Origin of the sequence: Trebonia sp. (assembly GCF_030042015.1) — a bacterium.
Lineage (GTDB): Bacteria > Actinomycetota > Actinomycetes > Streptosporangiales > Streptosporangiaceae > Trebonia.
The window spans coordinates 1-19,877 of record NZ_JASIAL010000221.1; the positions used below are offsets into that span (position 1 = coordinate 1).

The following is a 19,877-nucleotide window of genomic DNA, read 5'->3' on the forward strand; positions in this document are numbered from 1 at the left end:
GCCGGCCCCGGCCGGGACCTGATCGATCACGGTCGGGGCGTAGTAGTAGCCGCGCCGGTCGGGCGCCCGTCCCCCGGTGACCACCTTGCCGCCGTCCGCCGCCGCCGACTCGACGAGCTCGGCCACCTTGGTCCGGGTCGGCTCGTTGACCAGCGGGCCGACGTCGGTGGCCGCGTCCAGGCCCGGCCCGACGACCATCCGCTCAAGCCGGGCCGCGAACGCCCGGCTGACCTCGTCGGCGACCGCCTCGTGCACGTAGAAGCGGTTGGCGGCGGTGCACGCCTCGCCTCCGTTGCGCATCTTGGCGATGAGCGCGCCTTCGACGGCGGCGTCGATGTCAGCGTCATCGAAGATGATGAACGGCGCGTTGCCGCCGAGCTCCATCGAGCAGTTCACCACGGTCTCCGCCGCCTCCCGCAGCAGGATGCGGCCGACCTCGGTGGATCCGGTGAACGACAGCTTGCGGACCCGCGGGTCGTTCAGCATCGCCGAGACCGTCGCCCCGGACTTGCGGGACGTCAGCACGTTGACCACGCCGTCAGGCGCCCCGGCCTCGGCGAGCATCCCGGCGATCGCCAGCGCGGTCAGCGGCGTCTCCCCGGCCGGCTTCAGCACCACCGTGCAGCCCGCCGCGAGCGCCGGGCCGATCTTGCGGGTGGCCATCGCCGCCGGGAAGTTCCACGGCGTGACGAGCACGGCGACGCCGATCGGCTGGCGCAGCGTCATGATCCGGTTCGCCCCGTTCGGCGCCCGCATCAGCGTGCCCTCGATCCTGACGGCTTCTTCGGCATACCAGCGGAAGAACTCGGCGGCGTAGGCGGCCTCGCCCCTGGCGTCGCGCAGCGACTTGCCGTTCTCCAGGGACATCAGCCTGGCCAGCGATTCGGCCCGCTCGGTCATGAGCTCGAACGTACGGCGCAGGATCTCAGCCCGCTGCCTGGGCGGCGTCGCCGCCCAGCCGGGCAGCGCGGCGTGCGCGGCGCCGACCGCGTCCAGGGCATCCTCGACCGTGCCGTCCGCGACCTCGGTGACCGGCTCCTCGGTCGCCGGGTCGAGCACGGGGAACGTCCCGCTCCCCCGTCCGCCGCTCCACTCGCCACCGATCAGCAGGCCAGTCGGTACGTCGATGCCGGTGAGTTCGGCGACAGTAGACGTCATCGTTACCTCTCCATGGCTTTAATGACGGTTTCGGTGATCCGGTCTACTGAGGGTACGACGTGGTCCTCCAGGGCGTCGGCGGCGGGCAGCGGGATGTGCGGCGTGGTGATCCGCGTGATCGGGCCGGTCAGCGCTCCCCACGCCTCCTCCGCCACGATCGAGGCGATCTCCGCGCCCCAGCCGCACAGCCGCGGGTTCTCCTCGACGGTGAACAGCCGCCCGGTCCGTCCCACGGACCCCAGGATCGTCGTGACGTCCAGCGGCACCAGCGACCGGACGTCGATCACCGTCGCGTCGATGCCGTGGCCGGAGAAGAGGATCTCCGCCGCCCGCAGCGCCCGCGGCACCATCGCGGCCAGCGCGACGATCGTCGCGTCCGTGCCCTCGCGCGCGACGGCGGCCCTGCCGAGCTCGTCGGTGATCTCGCCGTCTGGCACCTCGCCCTTGCTCGAGTACAGCCCCTTGTGCTCGAAGAAGATCACCGGGTCGGGGTCGCGGACCGCGGCCGCGAGCAGCCCGATGACGTCCCTGGGGGTGGACGGGGCCACGACCTTGAGGCCGGGCACCATCATCGCCCAGTTCTCCACCGACTGGGAGTGCTGCGCGCCGAACCGCACGCCCGCGCCGTTCGCCGTCCTGACCACAAGCGGGAGGCTGACCTGGCCGTCCGACATGTACCTGATCTTGGCCATCTCGTTGGCGATGAGGTCCCAGCAGACCGCGAAGAAGTCGCTGAACATGATCTCCGCGATCGGCCGCAGCCCGGTCATCGCCGCGCCGACGGCCGCGCCGAGGATCGCCTGCTCGCTGATCGGGGTGTCACGCACGCGCCTGCTGCCGAACTCCTCGAGCAGTCCGACCGTGGCCTTGAACACCCCGCCGGCGGCCGCCACGTCCTCGCCGAGGAAGACGACGCTGTCGTCACGGCGCATCTCCTGCGCTATCGCACGTGCCGCGGCCTCACGGTAGGTGATTACAGTCACCACGCCTCCGTTCGGGATAAAAATTCACTTGATCACCGCCAGCACCGCTCCGACGGGGACCGTCTCCCCGGCCTTCACCCGGATCTCGGCCAGCGTGCCCGCGACCGGGGCGGGCACCTCCGTGTCCACCTTGTCGGTGCCGATCTCCAGCAGCGGCTCGCCCTCGGCCACCTGGTCGCCGACCTGCCTGAACCACTCGTTCACCGTGCCCTCGTCGACGGTCTCGCCCATCCGGGGCATGATCACGTCCATTCAGTTCCGCCAGGAGTGGCCGCCGTCGGCCCACACGTTGGTCGCGGCCAGCTCAAGGCGCGGCTCCGGGCCCGCCTTGGCCTCGTCGGTGGCGCGGTCGACGGCCTCGCGCGCGGTCTTCTCGATCTCGGCCAGGGCCGCCTCGGCGGCGCCGCGGCGCAGGAGGACCGCCCGGTACCGCGGTATCGGGTCCTTCGCCAGCCAGCCGGCGACCTCTTCCTCCGGCCGGTACTTGCCGGGGTCCGCCCGCGAGTGGCCGCCGTGGCGGTAGGTGTCGGCCTCGATCAGGGCGGGGCCGCCGCCGTCGCGGGCCTTGCCGATGGCTGCCCGGGCGGTGCGGTAGACCGCCTCGACGTCGTTGCCGTCCACGACGATCGGCTCGAGGCCGTAGGCGGGGGCGCGGTCCGCGGCCGGGTGCCTGACGGCGGTGACCGCCTCGATCGCGGTGTACTCCATGTAGTGGTTGTTCTCGCAGACGAAGATGACCGGGAGCCGCCAGACGACCGCGAAGTTGAGCGCCTCGTGGAAGGCGCCGATGTTCGTCGCGCCGTCGCCGAGGAACGCGACCGTCACCTGCCTGGTGCCGCGGTACTGCGCGGACCAGGCGCTGCCGTTGGCGATCAGCAGCTGCGCGCCGATGATCGCGTAGGCGCCGAGGATGCCGTGGCTGACGTCGAGCAGGTGCATGCTGCCGCCCTTGCCGCGCATCAGGCCGTTTTCCCTGCCGAGCAGCTCGGCCATGATCGGGGTCAGCGGGGTGCCGCGGGCGATCAGGTGGTTGTGGCCCCGGTAGGTGGTGAACGTGTAGTCGTCGGCGTTCATCGCGCTGGACACGCCGGCCGCGACCGCCTCCTGGCCGGTGCCCAGGTGCGTGGTGCCCTTGACCAGGTTCTGCATGAACAAGTCGTAGGCGCGCTTTTCGAACAGCCGGATCACCGTCATCTTGCGGAACAGCTCGAGCTGCACGTCTTCGGTCGGGTCCACGGGGGCCTGCTCCTTTCTGCCGGCTCCGCCGGCTCCGCCGGCTCTTTTCTGCCGACTCTGTCCGGCGGCCGGTCAGTACGGGTTCGTGACGTACAGCTCCTGGGCCGGGAACTTGGTCAGGATCTCCAGGCCGTGGGGTGCGACCACGACCTCCTCCTCGATCCGCGCCGCCGACCGGCCGTCCGTCGCCGGGCAGTACGTCTCAAGCGCGAAGACCATGCCCTCCTTGATCTCAACCGGCGTGTCCAGGCTGACCAGCCGCGAGATGATCGGGCGCTCGTGCAGCGCCAGGCCGAGGCCATGCCCGAACTGCAGGCCGAACGCGGTCTTCTCGTCCGCCAGGCCGATCTCCTGCGCCGTCGGCCACAGCCGCGCCACCTGGTCGGTGGACACGCCAGGCTTGATCATGTCGATCGCGGCGTCCATCCACTCCCTGGCCCTTTGGTATGCGTCCCGTTGCGGCTGGCTTGCCCGGCCGACGACGAAGCAGCGGTAGTAGCAGGTCCGGTAGCCGTTGTAGGAGTGCATGATGTCGAAGAACGCCTGCTCGCCGGGCCGGATCATGCGGTCGGAGAAGTTGTGCGGGTGCGGGTTGCACCGCTCGCCGGAGACCGCGTTGATCGACTCCACGTCGTCGGAGCCCATCTCGTAGAGCCGCTTGCTGGCCAGCGCCACGATCTCGTTCTCGCGCACGCCTGGCCTGAGCGCTTCGGCGATGTCGGCGTAGGTGCCGTCCACCATCGCCGCGGCGGTGGCCAGCAGCGAGATCTCGTCCGCTGACTTGATCTCGCGGGCGTCGAGCATGACCTGCTGGCCGTCGCGGATGTCTACGCCTTGCCCGATGAGCTCGAAGAACGTCGGCGTTTCGGCGAAGTCGACGCCTACCGGCTCGTTCTCGACCCCCGCGTCCTTCAGGCGATCCTTGATCTCCTGGACTTGTTTCGCCGTCAGGCCGGATTCCGGCGGGGACGCACCGCGCATCGTGGAGTAGGCGGCGATGCAGTTCTCCGGCTTCAGCCAGGGGCAGTACAGCCGGTGGTGCACGGCGGCCGAGCCGAAGTCCCACAGGACCAGTTCCCCGGTCCGGGTGTACAGCGCGTACCGGCAGAGCTTGTCCCTTGTCCACTCGCCGATCGCCACCGCGGTCAGGTACCTGATGTTGTTGTTGTCGAAGACGAGCAGCGCGCCAAGGCCTGCCCGGTCCATGGCCTTCCTGGCTCTGTCCAGCCGGTAGGCCCGCAGGCGCGCGAAGTCGACGCGTTCCTCGAAGTCGACGTTCATCCGGCCCGGTGCGGGCGCTAGGGGCGGTCGGGGCGCCAGGGGCGCCAGGGGCGGCGTGAGCGGAAGCGGCGATGCGGCCATCAGGCCCTCCTGTTCATTCCTGTTCAGCGCCATTGGACACTATGTGCAGTGTAAGTTTACGGGGGTACGTTACTTTTCTACCCACGCGGGCGGCCCGCTATGGCAACAGATTTGGGTCCCGGCGCCGGCCTGGGGCCACGGCTCCGGCTGGTGCGCGAGAACCGCGGCGTGTCGGCGCGCGAGCTCGCCCGCCGCGTCGGCTGCTCGGCGAGCCTGGTCTCCCAGGTCGAGCGCGGGCTGTCCATGCCGTCCGTGGGCGTGCTGTACGCGGTCGCCAGCGAGCTGGACTGCTCGCTTGACTACCTGGTGTTCGGCACGGGCGAGGCGGCGGCGGCGCCCCTCGGCGGAACGGTCGGGGACGACGTTCCCGCCGCTCCAGAGGCCTTTCGCGGTGAGGTGCCGGTGCTCACGCGGCCAGCGACGGCCGGCACGCGCGCGCGGCGATCGGATGGCGTGGTGCTGCGGGGCTGCGACCGGCGGGTCATCGACCTGGCCAGCGGCGTCCGCTGGGAGCGGCTCACCCCGGCGGCGGACGAGCTCACCGACTTCCTCAAGGTGATCTACTCCCCCGGCGGGCACTCCACCGACGAGCGCCGCCCGCTGCGGCACGAGGGCCGCGAGTACGGCCTGATCCTGTCCGGGACGCTGCGCGCCAACGTGGGTTTCGAGACCTACGAGCTGCGCCCAGGCGACTCGATCGTCTTCGACTCCTCGACCCCGCACGAGTACTGGAACACCGCCGGCGACTACGTGCACGCGGTCTGGGTGGTCGTGCACCCCGGGCGTGCACATGCGTAGGCTGGCGGCACAGCTAATCGGTCCGGCACCGAACACCGCCAGCACATAAAGTCTTCGAGATCATGGTCCGGAGCTCGGAAGTCTCAACTGCACGTTACGACACAACCGCTCCGGGTGTGGTAGCGCCCCCTGCGGATCATGGGCTGACGGAATCGGCTCAGCCGGCGGGCCCGGCGGCGAAGACGATGGCCGCGGTGTGCCGACGGCCGGCCTGATCAACCCAGTCCAGGCTGGCCGCCTCGCCCGGATCGTAGGCATCCATCGCCGATCGCAAAGACATCGCCGAGATGATGGCGTGCCCGCCGATCGACACGATCACGTCCCCGGGGACCAGGCCGGCCTTGGCCGCCGGAGTGCCCGCGCTGACCCCGGCGACGCCGGCTCCTGTCGTGCCCGGGCTGCCGGGGACCGGGACGGCGTCCGGCAGGACCTGGACGCCGAGGAAGGCGGTCGGGCCAATGTGCACGGCGGCCGAGCTCCTGCCCGAAGCGATCGCGGCGGCGACGCGGGCGACCTCGCCGACCGGTATCGCGAATGCCTGCGCCGGACCTGAGCTCATCTGGAACTGCGCTGAGGCCGCCGTGTCCATGCCGATCACCTGGCCCGCGGGGTTGACCAGCGGCCCGCCGGAGTCGCCCGGCTGCAGGGCCGCGTCGGTCTGGATGAGCCCGGTCAGCTGCTCGGCGAAGCCCGCGTTCTGATCTGTGGCGGTGATCGACTGGCCGAGCGCGGTGACCGTGCCTGTCGCCTCGGCCGGGGTTCCGCCCAGGCCGCCCGCGTTGCCCAGCGCGAGCACCTTCTCGCCGAGTTGCACCGGCGATGACGTGCCCAGTGAGACCGTCTTGAGCCCGGAGGCCGCCGTCAGCCGGAGCAGGGCGATGTCCTGGCCCTGGTCGTAACCGGCCACGGTCGCCTGGTAGCTGCGCTGGTCGCCGATGTCGGTGACCTCGATGGACGTGGCGCCCTCGATCACGTGGTTGTTGGTGACCACCTCGCCCGACGGGGTCAGCACCAGCCCCGTTCCGGCCGAGGTGGCCTGCTGGTAGCCCAGCGTCGCGGTCACGTCGGCGAGTCCGGGATCCACCCTGGCGGCCAGCGCCGCGACGGCCGCGGCCGCCGACGCGGCCGTCGGCACGCCGGGCCCCTGACCGGTGCCGTACACCACGAACGAGGTGAGCACCACGGCGGTCACCACGGCAAGCGTCAACGCGATCGCCATGACATGGTGGGACGGCCGCCGCGGTGGTGGCGGCAGCGGCCAGAGCGGTTCGTTGCCTGTCGTCAGCTGTCCCCCGTGCATCACGCGCTCCCTTGGCAGCCACCTTCAGGCCACTAGCCATGGAGCCCTCCGCGTAGGGCCGCATCGCCCGTCCGGGCGGACATCGGTCCCTGATTCCTCGTTCCCCGCCCGGCCCGGTTTTTACCGGGGACTTCACGGACTGACTGGGGACTTCACGGACTCACTAGAACCAGTAGATGACGACGAGGCCGTTCCCGTCCGGGGTCGTGCCCCGGATCACCGTTGCCGAGCTCAGCCCGGTCGTCAGCGAGGACCCGGCGCCGCCGCCACCGCCACCGCCGCCGCCGAAGCCACCGCCACCGCCGCCGCTACCGCCGACTGCCCCGGCCCCGCCGCCACCGCCGGCCCCGCCGAGAAGGGTGCTGGCGCCGCCCGAGCCTCCGCCCGGGGCACCGTTCCCGGCCCCGGCGCCGCCCGAGCCGGAGCCTGGGCCCTTGCCGTTGTGGCCGGGGTCGACGGTCGTACCGCTGCTCCCCCCGGGTCCGCCGCCGTCGACGGACGGGAAGTAGCCGATCCCGCCCGCGCCCCCGCCGCCGCCGGCGACCGCGAGCAGCGTCGGCGCGCAGTCGGCGCAGGGCGACAGCGAGACGCTTGTCGCCCCGCCCCCGCCCGCACCGTCGGAGGATGTGCTGTCCGAACTGCCGCCCCGGCCGCCGTCGGCCCAGCCCCAGCCGCCTTCGCCCGGGTTGTAGTACTGGTTGCTGTTGCCCCCGGCGCCCGCCACCTGGAGCGTCAGGACACCCCCGGCTGACACGGAGACCCGCCCGAGGACCCGCGCGCCGTCCCCGCCAGGCGTGCATTCGGAAATCCCGCAGTCGACGCCGCCGTGCCCGCCGATGATCACCAGTTCCGCGTGCGTTTCCCCCTCCGGCACGCTGACCGTCTGCGGATAAGGACCCACGTATCCGAACGTCTGCTCGAACGCTGGCAGGAAGGCCGCCTGGGCCGGGGCCGCGGGCGCCGCCCCGAACGCGACCACGCCTGCCGTCAGTGACCCGGCGGCCAGGATGCCGCCCCGCTTGACGACGGCTCGACGGCAGCCGGCAAGTGATCCAGAACATGACATCGTTTCCCCCAGTTTGTCAGTGCGGCGGCCACCCGGGCCGTGGCCCGGATCCCCGATGCGGGCCACTCCCCCCGGGCCGCACGCGCGAACTCAGCAGGCTCTGTACCCGAAAGCGCGCCCCGTCATACGGGGCGGGCGGCGCACGCGCTCATACCGGTGAGTATTCGTCCGCTTCCGCCGGGACGATCCCGGCGGCCGGCGCGCCCCCGCGGCGGCCGAGCGCGGTCCACGCGGCGTCGGCGATGGCCTGCGTGGACAGGCCATACGTGCGGAACAGGTAAGGAGCCGTCAGTGCGCCCTCGGCAAACGTGTCGGGCAGCCCGATGCGGCGCAGCGGGCGGCCGAGGCCCGCTTCCGCGAGCGCCTCGGCGACCGCCGAGCCGAGGCCGCCCACGATCGTGTGGTTCTCCGCCGTGACGACCACCCGGGCCGCCCGCGCCACGTCGAGCACGGTGGCCGCGTCCAGCGGCTTGATCACCGGCACGTTCACCACCGATACCGATACGCCGTGGCTTCGCAGCAGCGTCGCCGCCGCCAGGGCCGGCGCCAGCATCATGCCGCTGGCGAGCAGGGCCACGTCATCGCCGTCATCGCCCCGGGCGAGGACATCGGCGCGGTCCAGCCGCAACCGGTGGTCGTCGCCGAACATCACCGGGATGTCCCCCCGCTTCAGCCGCACGTAGACCGGCCCATCGACATCCACGATCGCGGCCGGCACCTGCCGGGCCTCGACGGCGTCGGCCACGTCGAGCACGGTCATGCCGGGCAGCGCGCGCATCAGCGCCACGTCGTCGATCGCCTGGTGACTGGGACCGCCCGGGCTGGACACCCCGGGCATGAACCCCATGATCCGCACCTTGAGCCCGGGGAACGCGATCGCGTTGATGATCTGGTCGAGGGGGCGTCGCGTGGCGAACACCCCGAAGGTGTGCACGAACGGGATGAAGCCGTCCCGGGCGAGCGCGCCCGCGATCCCCATCATGTTGGCCTCGGCCATGCCGGCGTGGATGAACCGCTCGGGGAAGGCCTCGGCGAACAGGTCGATCTCACATTGCCTGGTGAGGTCGCCGGTCAGGCAGACGATGTCCGCCCGCCGCCCGGCGAGCTCGACGAGCGCCTGGCCGTAGGGCTTGCGGACGGTCCGGTAGGGCGGCTGTTTCAGCTCAGTCATCGCGGCCCGCCAGCCTGGCGAGGAGTTCGGCCTCGGCGCGGGCAGCCAGTTCCGGCGGCAGCTTGATGAAGTGGCCGTCCGCGTCGGGGGGAAGGCAGTGCAGGCCGTGGGTGGTCGATGTCCGGTTTATCAGAACGGAGGGTTTGTCCCCGTCACCGGCCCCGGTGAGCGCCCTGATCACGGCGCCGACGTCATGGCCATCGAGGTCGACCGCGTCCCAGCCGAACGCCGCCCACTTGGCGGCGATCGGCTCGATCGTCGTGATCGTGTCCACCGGGCCGTCGACCTGCGAGTTGTTGGCATCGAGGAGGACGGTCAGCCGGGACAGCCGGTGGTGGGCGGCGAACATCGCCGCCTCCCAGACCTGGCCTTCCTCCAGCTCGCCGTCGCTGACCATCGCGAACGTCCGCCGGTCGTGCTTCCTGAGGCGGTCCGACAGCGCGAATCCGGCCGCGGCGGACAGGCCCTGGCCGAGGGAGCCGCAGACGTAGTCGGCGACCGGCGAGCGCTCGGTGCCGATCGCCTCGACCGGCGAGCCGTCCTGGCCGTAGCCGCGGACCGCCTCCTCGTCCAGGATGCCGAGTTCGGCGGCGGCGGCGAAGATCGCGATCACGTAGTGGCCTGGCGAGCAGACCAGCCGGTCACGGCCTGGCCTCAGCACGGTGAACAGCGCGGCGACCTGCTCGGCCGATGACAGCGCCTGCCCCAGGTACCCGAACCCCAGCGGCGCCACCATCCGGACCGCCCGCAGCCGGATGGCCGTGGCCAGGCGCGTCGGGTCAGGAACTGTCCAGTACGTTCCCGGGTCGCAGACGTGCCCCGTTGCGCTCACCCCTGAACGATACGGTGTTACGCGGGGTACTTCATCGGTCCTTGGGTGTACGTGCGGCCCGACGGCGTGGTCCACTGATGCCAGCCGGGGAGAGGCTGTTCGACTTTCCAGCCCTTGGATTGCTTGACCTTGTGGCAGCGGCGGCTGCGCGCGCCGGCGTTGCACGCGCACGTTCGCCCGCCCTTGTCGTAGGGGACGGCATGCTCGAAGTCGCAGCCGCGGGCATGCCGGGAGCAGGGCGGGAACGTACAGGCCCCGTCCCTGATCTCGACCAGGTGCCGGAGAGTGTCGCTGGGCTGGTAGGACCGGGACTCGTACCTGTGGTCGCAGTCAGTTACCGGGACCGGGCCGAGTTTGACGGTGAGCTGCCGCCCGTCGGGCAGGGTGAGGAGCCAGGTGCCGAACCCGTCCGGTGGGCCGGGATCGTCCTGGCGAGTGAAGGTCCAGGGGCTGGCGCGGCTTGTCGTCCTGGCGGGTTTCGCGCAGCCGTGGCCGATGGCGTAGCCGTTGTCGTCGGTGATCGTGACACACCACTTGCTGTGCGGGCTGCGGACGGCCGCGGCGGCCAGGTCGCGGACCAGGGCAGGGTCGAGGGCACCCAGGCCGTGTGCTTGGCCGGGCCGCTCGGCCAGGCCAAGAAGCGTGGCCAGCGGGAAGGTCAGGTTGGAGTTGGCCGGCAAGGCCGGGCCACCGGGGCCGCCGTCGTCACCGGGGCCGCCGTCCTCACCGGCCGGAGCGGCGGGCTGCTGCTGCAGCTCCGCCTGAGCCTGGGCGATCCGGACGGCGGCGCTGATCCCGTTGAGGATGTCGCAGAACGCCAGCACGCGCAGCTGGTCCATGCGGGCGCCGGGCATGATCATGGCCTGCTTGTACTCCCCGGCGCGCTGGCCGACGTTAGCGTGCGCCGCCAGCGCCGCGTCGGCGGGCAGCCCGTAGGCCGCCAGCGCGCTCGCGCCGCTGTGCTCGCGCCACAGCCGGACCCGGGCGTCTTCCCGTTCGGCGTGCTCGCGCCGCTTGCGGGTGCCTTCGGGGTCCACGCCGGCCACGGCCAGGGCGGCCAGCTTGGCGAGCTGGCCAGGCGTCTTGCCGGGCAGCTCGGGCAGGATCAGCGCCTCGGCTTCGGCGATGTGCGCATCGTCGAGCACGGTCAGTTCTCTGAGGATCAGCTGCGCCTTCAGGGAGTCGATCGTGCCGCTGGCCAGCGCCGCGTCGATGCCTGGCAGCCGCGCCCCCAGCTCCCACGCGGTATTGGCCAGCTTGTCCGCCCCCGGCAGCGACATGCCCAGGGCGGGGGTGATCTCGTGGCTGAGGTCATCTTCCCAGGCATCAGGCAGGTCCCCGTGCGCACCGCCGGGCAGCGCGCGGCGGCGGATAAGCTCCCGCACCACACCCAGCTTCCCGGCCGCTGCCCACGACTCCAGGCCCGCCCACCGGCCCAGCAGGCCGACCAGCTCCTCGTCGGTGGCACCCGCGCACCGCCACTCCGGGCCGGAGAGGCCGGCGAGCGCGGCGGCCAGATCCGGGCCCGGCGGGCAGGCGTCCCCGGCGCCGTCCTTGGCGAAGTCGCGCAGCCGAAGCCCGTGCCCTCGGCGGGGGCCGGGAACGGCGGGAGAGCCTCCGGACAGCCGGGAGCCCCGGGCAGGCTCCTCGCCCAGCCCGTCGCCCAGCCCGCGCCCTGAAACCGGCGGCTGCGACATGCGATCACCATTCGTGTAGTAAGTAACTGCTACATCGAATTCTATCGCGTAAAAACTGATTGACCACCGTAAATGAGCTAACCATATAGCCACAGTTAGCTAACTCTCCGCATGGGGGTTGCCCGGCGGAGCGCCACCGGGACGGCACGCTCACGCTAGTGAGATGAAACGCGTGCCGCGACGCGCGCTCGCAGGGCGTCGGCGGCGGTGTCGGGCGCCGGCGCCGCGTGCGTGGTCAGCGCGTCGACCGGACCGCTGAACCAGTGGCCCCGCGGGCAGCGGATCCGCACGCCCGTCACCGCTCCGTCGGTCGAGCCGAGCCTGTAGCGGTCCTCCACGGCCGCGGGGAGGCCGCAGCGTGCGGTCCCGCGCGGGTCGGTGTAGGCGGGGCAGTCGAGGAAAATCGTGTCGGCGTCCATCGTCGCCTCCAGGTGTGATGCCTTTGGCCACACGCTGCCAGCGAGGCCTTAGCCGCCGGTTAAGGCGCGCTTTAGCCACCAGGTGCCCATGCCCGCCCGTCAGGCCAGCGGGAACCGCACTCCGGTGAGCTCCTCGGAGACCGTCCACAGGCGGCGCGCGGTCTCGGGGTCGCGCGCGGCGGCCGAACGCGCTGCCAGCTTCGGGGCGCCGCGCAATCCGGCGAACCCGCCGGGCCCGGCGTAGCTGTTGCCGGGGATGTCGGCGATGGCGGCGTACAGGGTCGGCAGCGCCCCGCCGGCGGCGTCCTGGGCGAGCAGCCGGTTCCCTAGCCGGCCGATAAGGAAGTCGACCGACCGGCGCTGGCTGTGAAACTGCAGGTTGGTCGCGGCGTAGCCGGGATGCGCGGCGTTGGACAGCACGCTGGACCCGGCGACGGACAGCCGGCGCTGCAGCTCCGCGGTGAACAGCAGGTTGGCCAGCTTCGACTGCCCGTACGCGCGCCACGGCCGGTAGCGCTTGCGCTCCCAGTTCAGGTCGTCGAAGTCGATCCGGCCGATCCTGTGCACGTCCGAGGACACGGTCACGACGCGGCCGTGGCCGGCCACGTGCCGCAGGAGGAGGTTCGTCAGCGCGAAGTGGCCGAGGTGGTTCGTGCCGAACTGGGACTCGAACCCGTCGGCCGTGCGGGTCAGCGGCGGGATCATCACCCCGGCGTTGTTGATGAGCAGGTCGATCCCGCCGTCCCAGGCCGCGGCGAACCCGCGCACCGAATCCAGGCTCGCGAGATCGAGCTCGCGGACCTCGGGCGCGCCTGGGGTACCCGGGATGCCCGGCATGGCGACCGCGGCGGTCTGGCCCTTCGCGACGTCGCGCACCGCGAGCACGACGCGGGCGCCGGCCGCCGCGAGCGCGCGGGCCGCCGCCTGCCCGATGCCGCTGTTGGCACCGGTCACGATCGCCGTCCGGCCCGTCAGGTCGGGCAGGCTGGCGGCGGAGAAGCCGGTCATGCTCAGCCAGTGGCGTTGAGCCAGCGCACCGGGGCGCCGTCGCTCGCGCGGCGGAACGGCTCGAGCTCGTTGTCCCACGCGGTGCCGAGCAGCCGCTGCAGTTCCGCCTGCAGCGCCTGGCCGCCGGCCGCGGCCAGCGACACCGCGGCGCGCAGCCTGCCCTCGGGGACCATGATGTCGCCGTTCCCGCTCGTCACCGCCGAGAAGATGCCCAGGTCGGGGGTGTAGCTGTAACGCACCGCGTCGCAGCCGGGGGACGCTTCCTCGGTGACCTCGAAGCGCAGCCGGTTCCATCCGGCGAGCGCCGACGTGATCGCGCCCGCCGTGCCTGGCCGACCGTGCCAGGCGAGCTCCGCGCGAAGTGAACCCGGGGCAGCGGGCTGGCTGACCCAGGGCATGCTGACGGCCGTTCCGACGCTCCCCGCTACTGCCCACTCGATGTGCGGGCATAGCGCCGGGGGCGCCGAATGAACCTGGAGAACGCCGCAAACCGACACCGTGCCTCCCTAGACGAGGTTTGCCTTCCCCTGCGACCTCGCCAACGGCCACCCTGCTACCCAGCTCGGCTACCCAGCTCGGGGCTACCTAGCTCGGGACAGGTTGCCCGGTGTCTGCGTCATATTCTGCCGTACGCCCGCCCGATATACCAGCGCCGCCGCCTAGAAAACCTCGCCGGCGCGCGAACATGACCAGCGCGGCGAGCCCCGTGATCGCCACGCCCGTCCACATGACGTAGTCGCCTGCCCGGTCGTAGAACGTGCGGTCGGACCCGGCCGGGAGCGCCAGCCCGACGGTCACGACGCCATGCCCCGACTGGCCCAGCGATGCCAGCTGCCTGCCGCGCGCGTCGTAGGCGACCGTGTCCCCGGTCAGCGCCGCCTGCACCACCGGGCGGCCGGTCTCCGCGGCGCGCAGCGCGCCGAGCGACGCGTGCTGATCCGGCCCCCACGTGCCCTGGAAGGTCGCGGTCGACGACTGGTAGACGATCAGCTCGGCGCCGAGGTCGGCGTCCACCCGGGACATGTCGGGGAACGCCGACTCGAAGCAGATCAGCACGCCGATCGGCAGCGGCTGCCCGGCCCGGTCGACGGCCTGCAGCAGGTGCGCGCCGGTTCCCGGCGTCATGTTCGACCCCGCCGCCTTGCTGATCCTGGTGAGCCAGCCGAGTTCCTGCCGGAACGGGATGTACTCGCCGAACGGGACCAGCCGCGTCTTGACGTAGACCCCCTCGATCCCGGCCGGGCTGACCAGCACCGCCCACTTCTCGTGCCCCTTGCCCGGCGGGGTCGTGTCCTGGCTGACCAGGATCTCGGCTCCGTCCTTCGCGGACAGCGCCTCGATCTGGCGCAGCGTCGCGCGGTCGGCCGCCGTGGTACCGGTGAGGTCGACGCTGATGCTGCTCTCGCCCCAGACGATCAGGTCGGGCCTGACCCCGTCAATCCTGCCGCCTGTGCTCAGCTGAGCGGTCAGCTGTTCGCTGGCGTCGGCTTGGTGCTCCGCGACCACGCCCGGCTGCACCATCGCGACGGTGACCTCGCGGACCGCCGGGAACGGCGGGGTGAGCGCGAACGCCAGCGGCCCGGATCCGGCGGCGGCGGCGAGCGCCGCGACGCCGGCGGCCGCGAGCGGTAGCCGGCGCGCCGGCGCGCCGGTGCCGGGGACGAGCCGGGCTGGCGCCGTCGCGCCCAGGATGACCGCGATCGCGACGTTGGCCATCACCAGGGCGACGCTGACCAGCCACACTCCCCCGACGGCCGCGAGCGCGAGCACCGCGGGATGCTGCCACTGCGACGCGCCGTACAGGTCCCAGGGCCCGCCGAGTCCCTGGTAGGAGCGGATCCACTCAGGGATCAGCCAGCAGCTCGGGACCACGACGAGCGCCCAGGCGAACCGCGGCAACGAGACCGGCGGGCGCAGCAGCTGCCTGACCGCGACCGCGAACGGCGACCACATCCAGCCCATGACCGCGCCGAGCAGCAGCAGCCCTGGCCCGATCTCGGGCGTCATCCAGTACAGCATCGCGATCAGGTACCCGGCGCCGAACCACCAGCCGCGGGCGACGGCCTCGCGGACCGAGCCCGCGCGCATGAACAGCACCATGCCGGGCACCAGCGCGAACCACGCCAGGTATGACAGGCTGGGCTCAGGGAACACCAAAACGGGGGGCAGCCCGCCAGCCAGGAACGACAGCCACCGCGCCGGGTACCGGAACGGCCGCACGATCGCACGGCGAAACGTCACGGTTCCATTGTCGGCCACACGGCGCATACCGCGCCACGCCGAGGCTAAACCGAGGCTAAACTCAGCACCCTGCATGATTCGCGCACTCGCTACGTTCTGTCGTCGCTAGCCGCCGAGGGAAATTCTTGACGCACCTGGATCGCATGCCGCGGCGTGCGGATGACCAGAATCCGGCGCCCGGGTGGTGGCGGGAGCGGGCCGCGTACGTCGCCGGCCTCGTCCGCGAGCTGTTCCCTGAGCCGGCGCGCGGGGGCAAAGGGCCCCTCTCGCAGCGTCGCATGGTCGTCGCGGCCTATGTCGCCGCGCTCGCCGCGGGAACCCTGGTGCTGCTCGGACGGGTACCCGGCACGCCCGCCTGGGCCGGCATCTACGCGGACGACTACAACACCTACCTCATCCAGGCGCTGGAGCACCCCTGGTCGCACCTGCTGACGCCGCACAACGGGTACCTGACGATCCCCGAGCAGCTGATCGGCCAAGGGGCGGCCATGCTGCCGCTGCCGGACGCGGCGCTGTTCTTCGCCGTCACCGGCGCGGTCATCGCGTCCGCGTGCGCGTTGTTTGTCTTGCGCGCCAGCGCCGGGCACATCCGCTCGCCGTGGCTGCGCGGCCTGCTTGGCCTGGCCGTCGTGCTGCTGCCCGTCGCGCCGATGGAGGTCGCCGACAGCGGCGTCGACACGTGCTGGTACCTGTTGTTCGCGCTGTTCTGGGCGATCCTGTGGCGCCCGCGGACGCGGACGGGCATCGCCCTCGCGGCGCTGATCGGGTTCACCGCGGTCATCTCCAACGCGCTCGCCCTCGTCTTCGCGCCGCTGCTGCTGCTGCGCGTCATCGCGCTGCCCCGGCTGCGCGAGCACGGCGTGACCGTCGGCTGGGCGGTCGGCGCGCTCGTGCAGGCGCCATGGGTCTACCAGACGCTCTTCGACGGGCACTCGCGGGTGTCGAAGCTGGCGACGCCCGGCCAGGCGGTCGCGTTCTACGGTCACGAAGTCGTGCTGCCCTCGATCAGCTGGCACCTGTCGTGGTGGATACGGGACCAGGTGGGGGTGAACGCCGGCACGCTGATCGTCGGGTGCTTCCTCGCGGTCATCTTCGGCTGGGCGCTGCTCACGCAGCCGCGGCCGGCCAAGATCTTCGTCCTGGTGGCGCTGGCCGGCGGGTTCGTGCTCACGATCGCGTCCGTCACCGCGACCTGGCAGGCCACCGTGCTGCCGGTCACCCCGACGGCCGAGCACGGCTCCAGGTACACCGTTGTCCCCATCCTGCTGCTCGACGCCGCCGCCATCGTCGCCGTGGACTGGTTCGTCCGTGAGGTCCGCGGGACCCGCGTCCGCGGCGCGCGCGTTCGCGGCGTCCGCGGCCGCACGGCCGCGGTGGCGGCGGCCACCGCACTGGTCGCCGTCCTGGCATTCGGCTGGATCGCCGACTACCGCTTCGCGGGCCTTCGCGCCACGGTGCCCGCCTGGGCGCCCATCGCGGCCGCGTGGCTGCGCACCTGCGGCGGCGATCCGCAGCGGATCCTGACCGTGCAAGCCCAGGCGGGCATCATCTCGAAGATTCCCTGCGCCAACATACGCGGGTAACCCGGTGCGGCGCAGGGCGGCCAGGGCCGCCTCGACCCGGTCCGCGTCGGCCGCGCAGTCCATCTTCTTGTACAGCGTCAGCGCCTGCGTGTAATGCCCGGCGGCCCTTTCCGCGTCGCCTTGCAGGCCGTAGGTGTGCGCTATGCCGGTGAGCGCGTCGGCCTCGTCCTTGCCCGCCGCGATGTGGCGGGCAAGGACGAGGCATTCGGTGTAGCGTTCCCGTGCCGCCGCGGCGTCGCCCGCCGCGGCCAGCAACGCCGCGTAGTTGTTCAGCGTCTCGGCTAGGCCGCCGGCGTCGTTCAGCTCCCGGAACAGGTCGAGCGCCTCCGACAGGTACCTGGCGGCCGCCGCGTCGTCCCCGGCTTGCCTGGTCACGGAGCCCAGGACGGCCAGCGCGCCCGCCCGGCCGCGGCGGTCGCCGAGGCCGGTGTAGGCGCGCAGCGCCGCGGACAGGTGCTCGGCCGCCGTGCCGAGCGCGCCGGTGTCGCGGTGCACGCCGCCGAGGTAGAGCAGGCAGTTGGCCTCCCCGGTCGGGTCGCCGAGGTCGCGGTTGATCTCCAGCGCCGCGGTCAGGGACGCCGCCGCCGCGTCGAGCGCCCCGCGCGCCCACTGGACGCCGCCAAGGTATGCCAGCGTCGACGCCTCGCCGGTGCGGTTCCCCGCGGCGCGGTAGCGGTCATGGGCTCGCGTCAGCGCCTCCTCGGCTTCGGTGAACATGCCGCGCTGGCGCAGCACGCTGCCGATTTCCGCGAGCGCGGCGGCCTCGCCGCGCGGGTCGGCGAGGGTGCGGAACGTGTCGAGGGCGGCGCGCAGGCCCGCTTCGGCCGCATCGTGTTCCCCGGTCAGCCGTTGCACGATGCCGAGTTCGACAAGGACGCCCGCCTGGCCGCGCCGGTCGCCGAGCGCGCGATAGCGGTCAAGCGCGCCGCACAGGCTGCTGTCCGCCTCCGCCAGCGCCCCGGTCTGCCGCGCGATGACGCCACGATGCGCCAGCGCGCCCGCGGCGCCGCGGGCGTCGCCACGGGCGTCGGCCGCCGCCGCGACGGCGGAATCCAGGGTTCTCGCGATGGCCCAGGGTCCGTACGCCCGCAGGTAGTGCGCGAGCGCGGCGGACAGCGCGACGGCGTGGGCGTAGCGGTCGTGTCCGAGGCAGTAGCGCACGGCCGCTTCCAGGCTGGGCAATTCCGCGGCGAGCCATGCGCGTGCCTGCTGCGGGCCGTCGAAGGACGGCGCGAGGGTCGCCTCCGCGGGGGCGGCCCCCGCCGGCGCGACCGCCGCGGCCGGAGCGGGGAATGCCACGTCGGGCAGGCGGCGCTCCAGGCAGCGATCGGCCGCCAGCGCCGCGGACAGGTAGTAGTCAAGGACCCTGGTGATCGCGGCGTCCCTGTCGCCAGGCGCCAGGCCGGGCGGATCGGCGGTGAGCAGTCCCCGGGCGTGCACGCGGGCCAGGTCGTGCAGCCGGAAGCGGCCGCGGGCCGGCTGGCCGAGCAGGTTGTTGTCGACCAGGGACTCCAGCAGGCGCAGCGCGGTGTCCCCGTCACCGCCGTCGAGCGCGGCGGCGGCGTGCAGGTCGAAGTCCGGGCCGGGAACGAGCCCCGCGAGCAGGAACATGCGCCGGCCGCCGGCCGGCAGCTGCCGCAGCGAAATGTCGAAAACCGCGGCCAGGCTCCTGTCGTCGTCGCTCAGGTCCGCCAGCCGTCGCCGCTGGCGCAGCTGAGCGGTGACGGCCTCGACCGGCACGCTGCCGCGCTGCCGAAGCCGCGCGGCGACGATCCGGATGGCGAGCGGCAGGAACCCGCACAGCCGCACCGCCTCTGTCACGGCCGCCGGATCGTCCCCGGCGCGTTCCTGGCCGGCGATCCGGCGGAACAGCGCGACCGCGTCCGGCTCGCTGAGCACGTCAAGGCTGACGGGCTCGGCGTCGTCGAGGCCCTGGATCTTGCGGCGGCTCGTGACGATCACCAGGCAGCCCGACGTGCCCGGCAGCAGCGGGCGGACCTGCGCCGCGTCCACGGCGCTGTCGAGGACCACCAGGGTCCGCGTCCCGGCCAGGCGGCTGCGGTAGACGGCGGCACGCGCGGCCGGGTCGTCCGGGATGGCGTGGTCCGGCACGCCGAGCGACCGCAGCATCGAGGCGAGCGCTTCCGCGGGCGTGAGCGGGTCGAGCCCGGTGGTGTATCCGCGCAGGTCGAGGTAGAGCTGACCGTCGGGGTAGCGGTCCGCGAGCTGGTGGGCGGCGCGCAGCGCGAGCGTGGTCTTCCCGACCCCGCCCATCCCGTCGATCGCGAACAGGCCGCCGGTGCCCGCGTCCCGCACCGCCGCGGTCAGCCGTTCCAGCTCGGCTTCGCGGCCAGTGAACGACGTGATGTCGCGCGGCAGCAACCGGGGCGGCCGGGGCGGGCCTGGCTGGTCGGTGGGCACGAGGCCTGGCTGGATGCCTTCCCGGCCCGCGGCGATGAACCGCTCCCTGTCGGCGGCGGTGAGCCCGAGCGCGTCCGCGAGCGCTCCCAGTGTGTGCCGGTGCGGGAACCGGCTCCGTCCGCGTTCGATGTCGCTGATCGTCCGGACGGCCACTCCGGAGCGGTCGGCCAGGTCCTCCTGGGTGAGGCCAAGCGCCGACCGCCGCTGCCGCAATTGCCGGGCGAGGCTCTCCGGCCAGGCGAAACTTTGTTCCGCGCGCACGCTCACCCGCCCGTGAATGCCCTGTTGCCCGCCGGGATCGTCCCGCTTCCCGCTGCCACCGCTTGTCCCTCATGTTCAGGCGCTGCCGGTATCCTAACCGCCGCTAATGTCGCGGGCTGCCCCCGAATGTGGGAAACCGGCAGAAATTCCCGTGGGTTGTCCTGCCTGGCCGTCCGTCCGGCGCGCCAGAATGCTGGACCCATGCGAAAGATTCATCGTCATCCCGCGCCGGTTGCCGGCGCGATCCTCATGGCAGCGGCACTGGCCGGCTGCGGGGCCGCGGGGAGCTCCGCGGGCACGAGCGCCGCGACGGGGGCGGCGGCCGGCGCGAGCGCGCCGGC

Annotated in this window: 16 protein-coding genes; 1 reads left to right on the forward strand and 15 read right to left on the reverse strand. The window is 72.4% G+C overall.

The window, feature by feature from the left end; all coding sequences use genetic code 11:
- From Q1N79_RS11450 to Q1N79_RS11470, 5 genes are all read right to left on the reverse strand, one after another.
- Nucleotides 1–1,158 (reverse strand): aldehyde dehydrogenase family protein (locus tag Q1N79_RS11450; protein ID WP_300608072.1); only part of this gene is annotated, 1,158 nt, incomplete at its 3' end.
- Between the two features lie 2 nt (nucleotides 1,159–1,160).
- Nucleotides 1,161–2,141, reverse strand: a complete 981-nt coding sequence (locus tag Q1N79_RS11455) for an alpha-ketoacid dehydrogenase subunit beta (RefSeq protein ID WP_300608074.1) — start codon at nucleotides 2,139–2,141, stop codon at nucleotides 1,161–1,163.
- Between the two features lie 24 nt (nucleotides 2,142–2,165).
- On the reverse strand, nucleotides 2,166–2,372 hold the full coding sequence (locus tag Q1N79_RS11460) for a biotin/lipoyl-containing protein (RefSeq protein ID WP_300608077.1): 207 nt from the start codon (nucleotides 2,370–2,372) through the stop codon (nucleotides 2,166–2,168).
- Between the two features lie 21 nt (nucleotides 2,373–2,393).
- Nucleotides 2,394–3,377, reverse strand: a complete 984-nt coding sequence (locus tag Q1N79_RS11465; protein ID WP_300608079.1) for a thiamine pyrophosphate-dependent dehydrogenase E1 component subunit alpha — start codon at nucleotides 3,375–3,377, stop codon at nucleotides 2,394–2,396.
- A 72-nt stretch (nucleotides 3,378–3,449) separates the two neighbouring features.
- Entirely contained in the window at nucleotides 3,450–4,658 is a 1,209-nt protein-coding gene (locus Q1N79_RS11470) for a Xaa-Pro peptidase family protein (protein WP_300608082.1), read from the reverse strand.
- A 180-nt stretch (nucleotides 4,659–4,838) separates the two neighbouring features.
- Between Q1N79_RS11470 and Q1N79_RS11475 the strand changes: the two genes are divergently transcribed.
- Nucleotides 4,839–5,537: a cupin domain-containing protein gene (locus Q1N79_RS11475; protein ID WP_300608085.1), complete on the forward strand. Its 699-nt coding sequence runs from the start codon at nucleotides 4,839–4,841 to the stop codon at nucleotides 5,535–5,537.
- Nucleotides 5,538–5,694: 157 nt separating this feature from the next.
- Here the strand turns inward: Q1N79_RS11475 and Q1N79_RS11480 are convergent, their stop codons facing one another.
- The 10 genes from Q1N79_RS11480 to Q1N79_RS11525 form a co-directional block, all read right to left on the reverse strand.
- Nucleotides 5,695–6,837, reverse strand: coding sequence for a trypsin-like peptidase domain-containing protein (locus tag Q1N79_RS11480; protein WP_300608088.1), 1,143 nt, complete (start codon nucleotides 6,835–6,837; stop codon nucleotides 5,695–5,697).
- Between the two features lie 163 nt (nucleotides 6,838–7,000).
- Entirely contained in the window at nucleotides 7,001–7,903 is a 903-nt protein-coding gene (locus Q1N79_RS11485; protein ID WP_300608092.1) for a hypothetical protein, read from the reverse strand.
- Between the two features lie 148 nt (nucleotides 7,904–8,051).
- Nucleotides 8,052–9,074 carry a transketolase C-terminal domain-containing protein gene (locus Q1N79_RS11490; protein ID WP_300608095.1) on the reverse strand — a complete coding sequence of 341 codons (1,023 nt, stop codon included), beginning with the start codon at nucleotides 9,072–9,074 and terminating at the stop codon, nucleotides 8,052–8,054.
- Nucleotides 9,067–9,906 (reverse strand): 1-deoxy-D-xylulose-5-phosphate synthase N-terminal domain-containing protein, encoded by an 840-nt coding sequence (locus tag Q1N79_RS11495; protein ID WP_300608097.1) that lies wholly within the window; start codon nucleotides 9,904–9,906, stop codon nucleotides 9,067–9,069. Before Q1N79_RS11495 ends, Q1N79_RS11490 begins: the two co-directional genes overlap by 8 nt.
- Nucleotides 9,907–9,923: 17 nt before the next feature.
- A complete protein-coding gene (locus Q1N79_RS11500; RefSeq protein WP_300608099.1) occupies nucleotides 9,924–11,603 on the reverse strand; it encodes a DUF222 domain-containing protein in 1,680 nt (559 codons plus the stop codon).
- A gap of 155 nt (nucleotides 11,604–11,758) precedes the next feature.
- Entirely contained in the window at nucleotides 11,759–12,022 is a 264-nt protein-coding gene (locus Q1N79_RS11505) for a hypothetical protein (RefSeq protein ID WP_300608102.1), read from the reverse strand.
- A 99-nt stretch (nucleotides 12,023–12,121) separates the two neighbouring features.
- Entirely contained in the window at nucleotides 12,122–13,030 is a 909-nt protein-coding gene (locus Q1N79_RS11510) for an oxidoreductase (protein WP_300608105.1), read from the reverse strand.
- 2 nt (nucleotides 13,031–13,032) lie between these two features.
- Nucleotides 13,033–13,527 carry a DUF3145 domain-containing protein gene (locus Q1N79_RS11515; protein WP_300608107.1) on the reverse strand — a complete coding sequence of 165 codons (495 nt, stop codon included), beginning with the start codon at nucleotides 13,525–13,527 and terminating at the stop codon, nucleotides 13,033–13,035.
- 88 nt (nucleotides 13,528–13,615) lie between these two features.
- A complete protein-coding gene (lnt, locus tag Q1N79_RS11520; protein WP_300608110.1) occupies nucleotides 13,616–15,271 on the reverse strand; it encodes an apolipoprotein N-acyltransferase in 1,656 nt (551 codons plus the stop codon).
- A gap of 89 nt (nucleotides 15,272–15,360) precedes the next feature.
- Complete coding sequence (locus Q1N79_RS11525; RefSeq protein ID WP_300608112.1) at nucleotides 15,361–19,542, reverse strand: tetratricopeptide repeat protein; 4,182 nt, start codon at nucleotides 19,540–19,542, stop codon at nucleotides 15,361–15,363.
- Nucleotides 19,543–19,877: the final 335 nt, after the last annotated feature.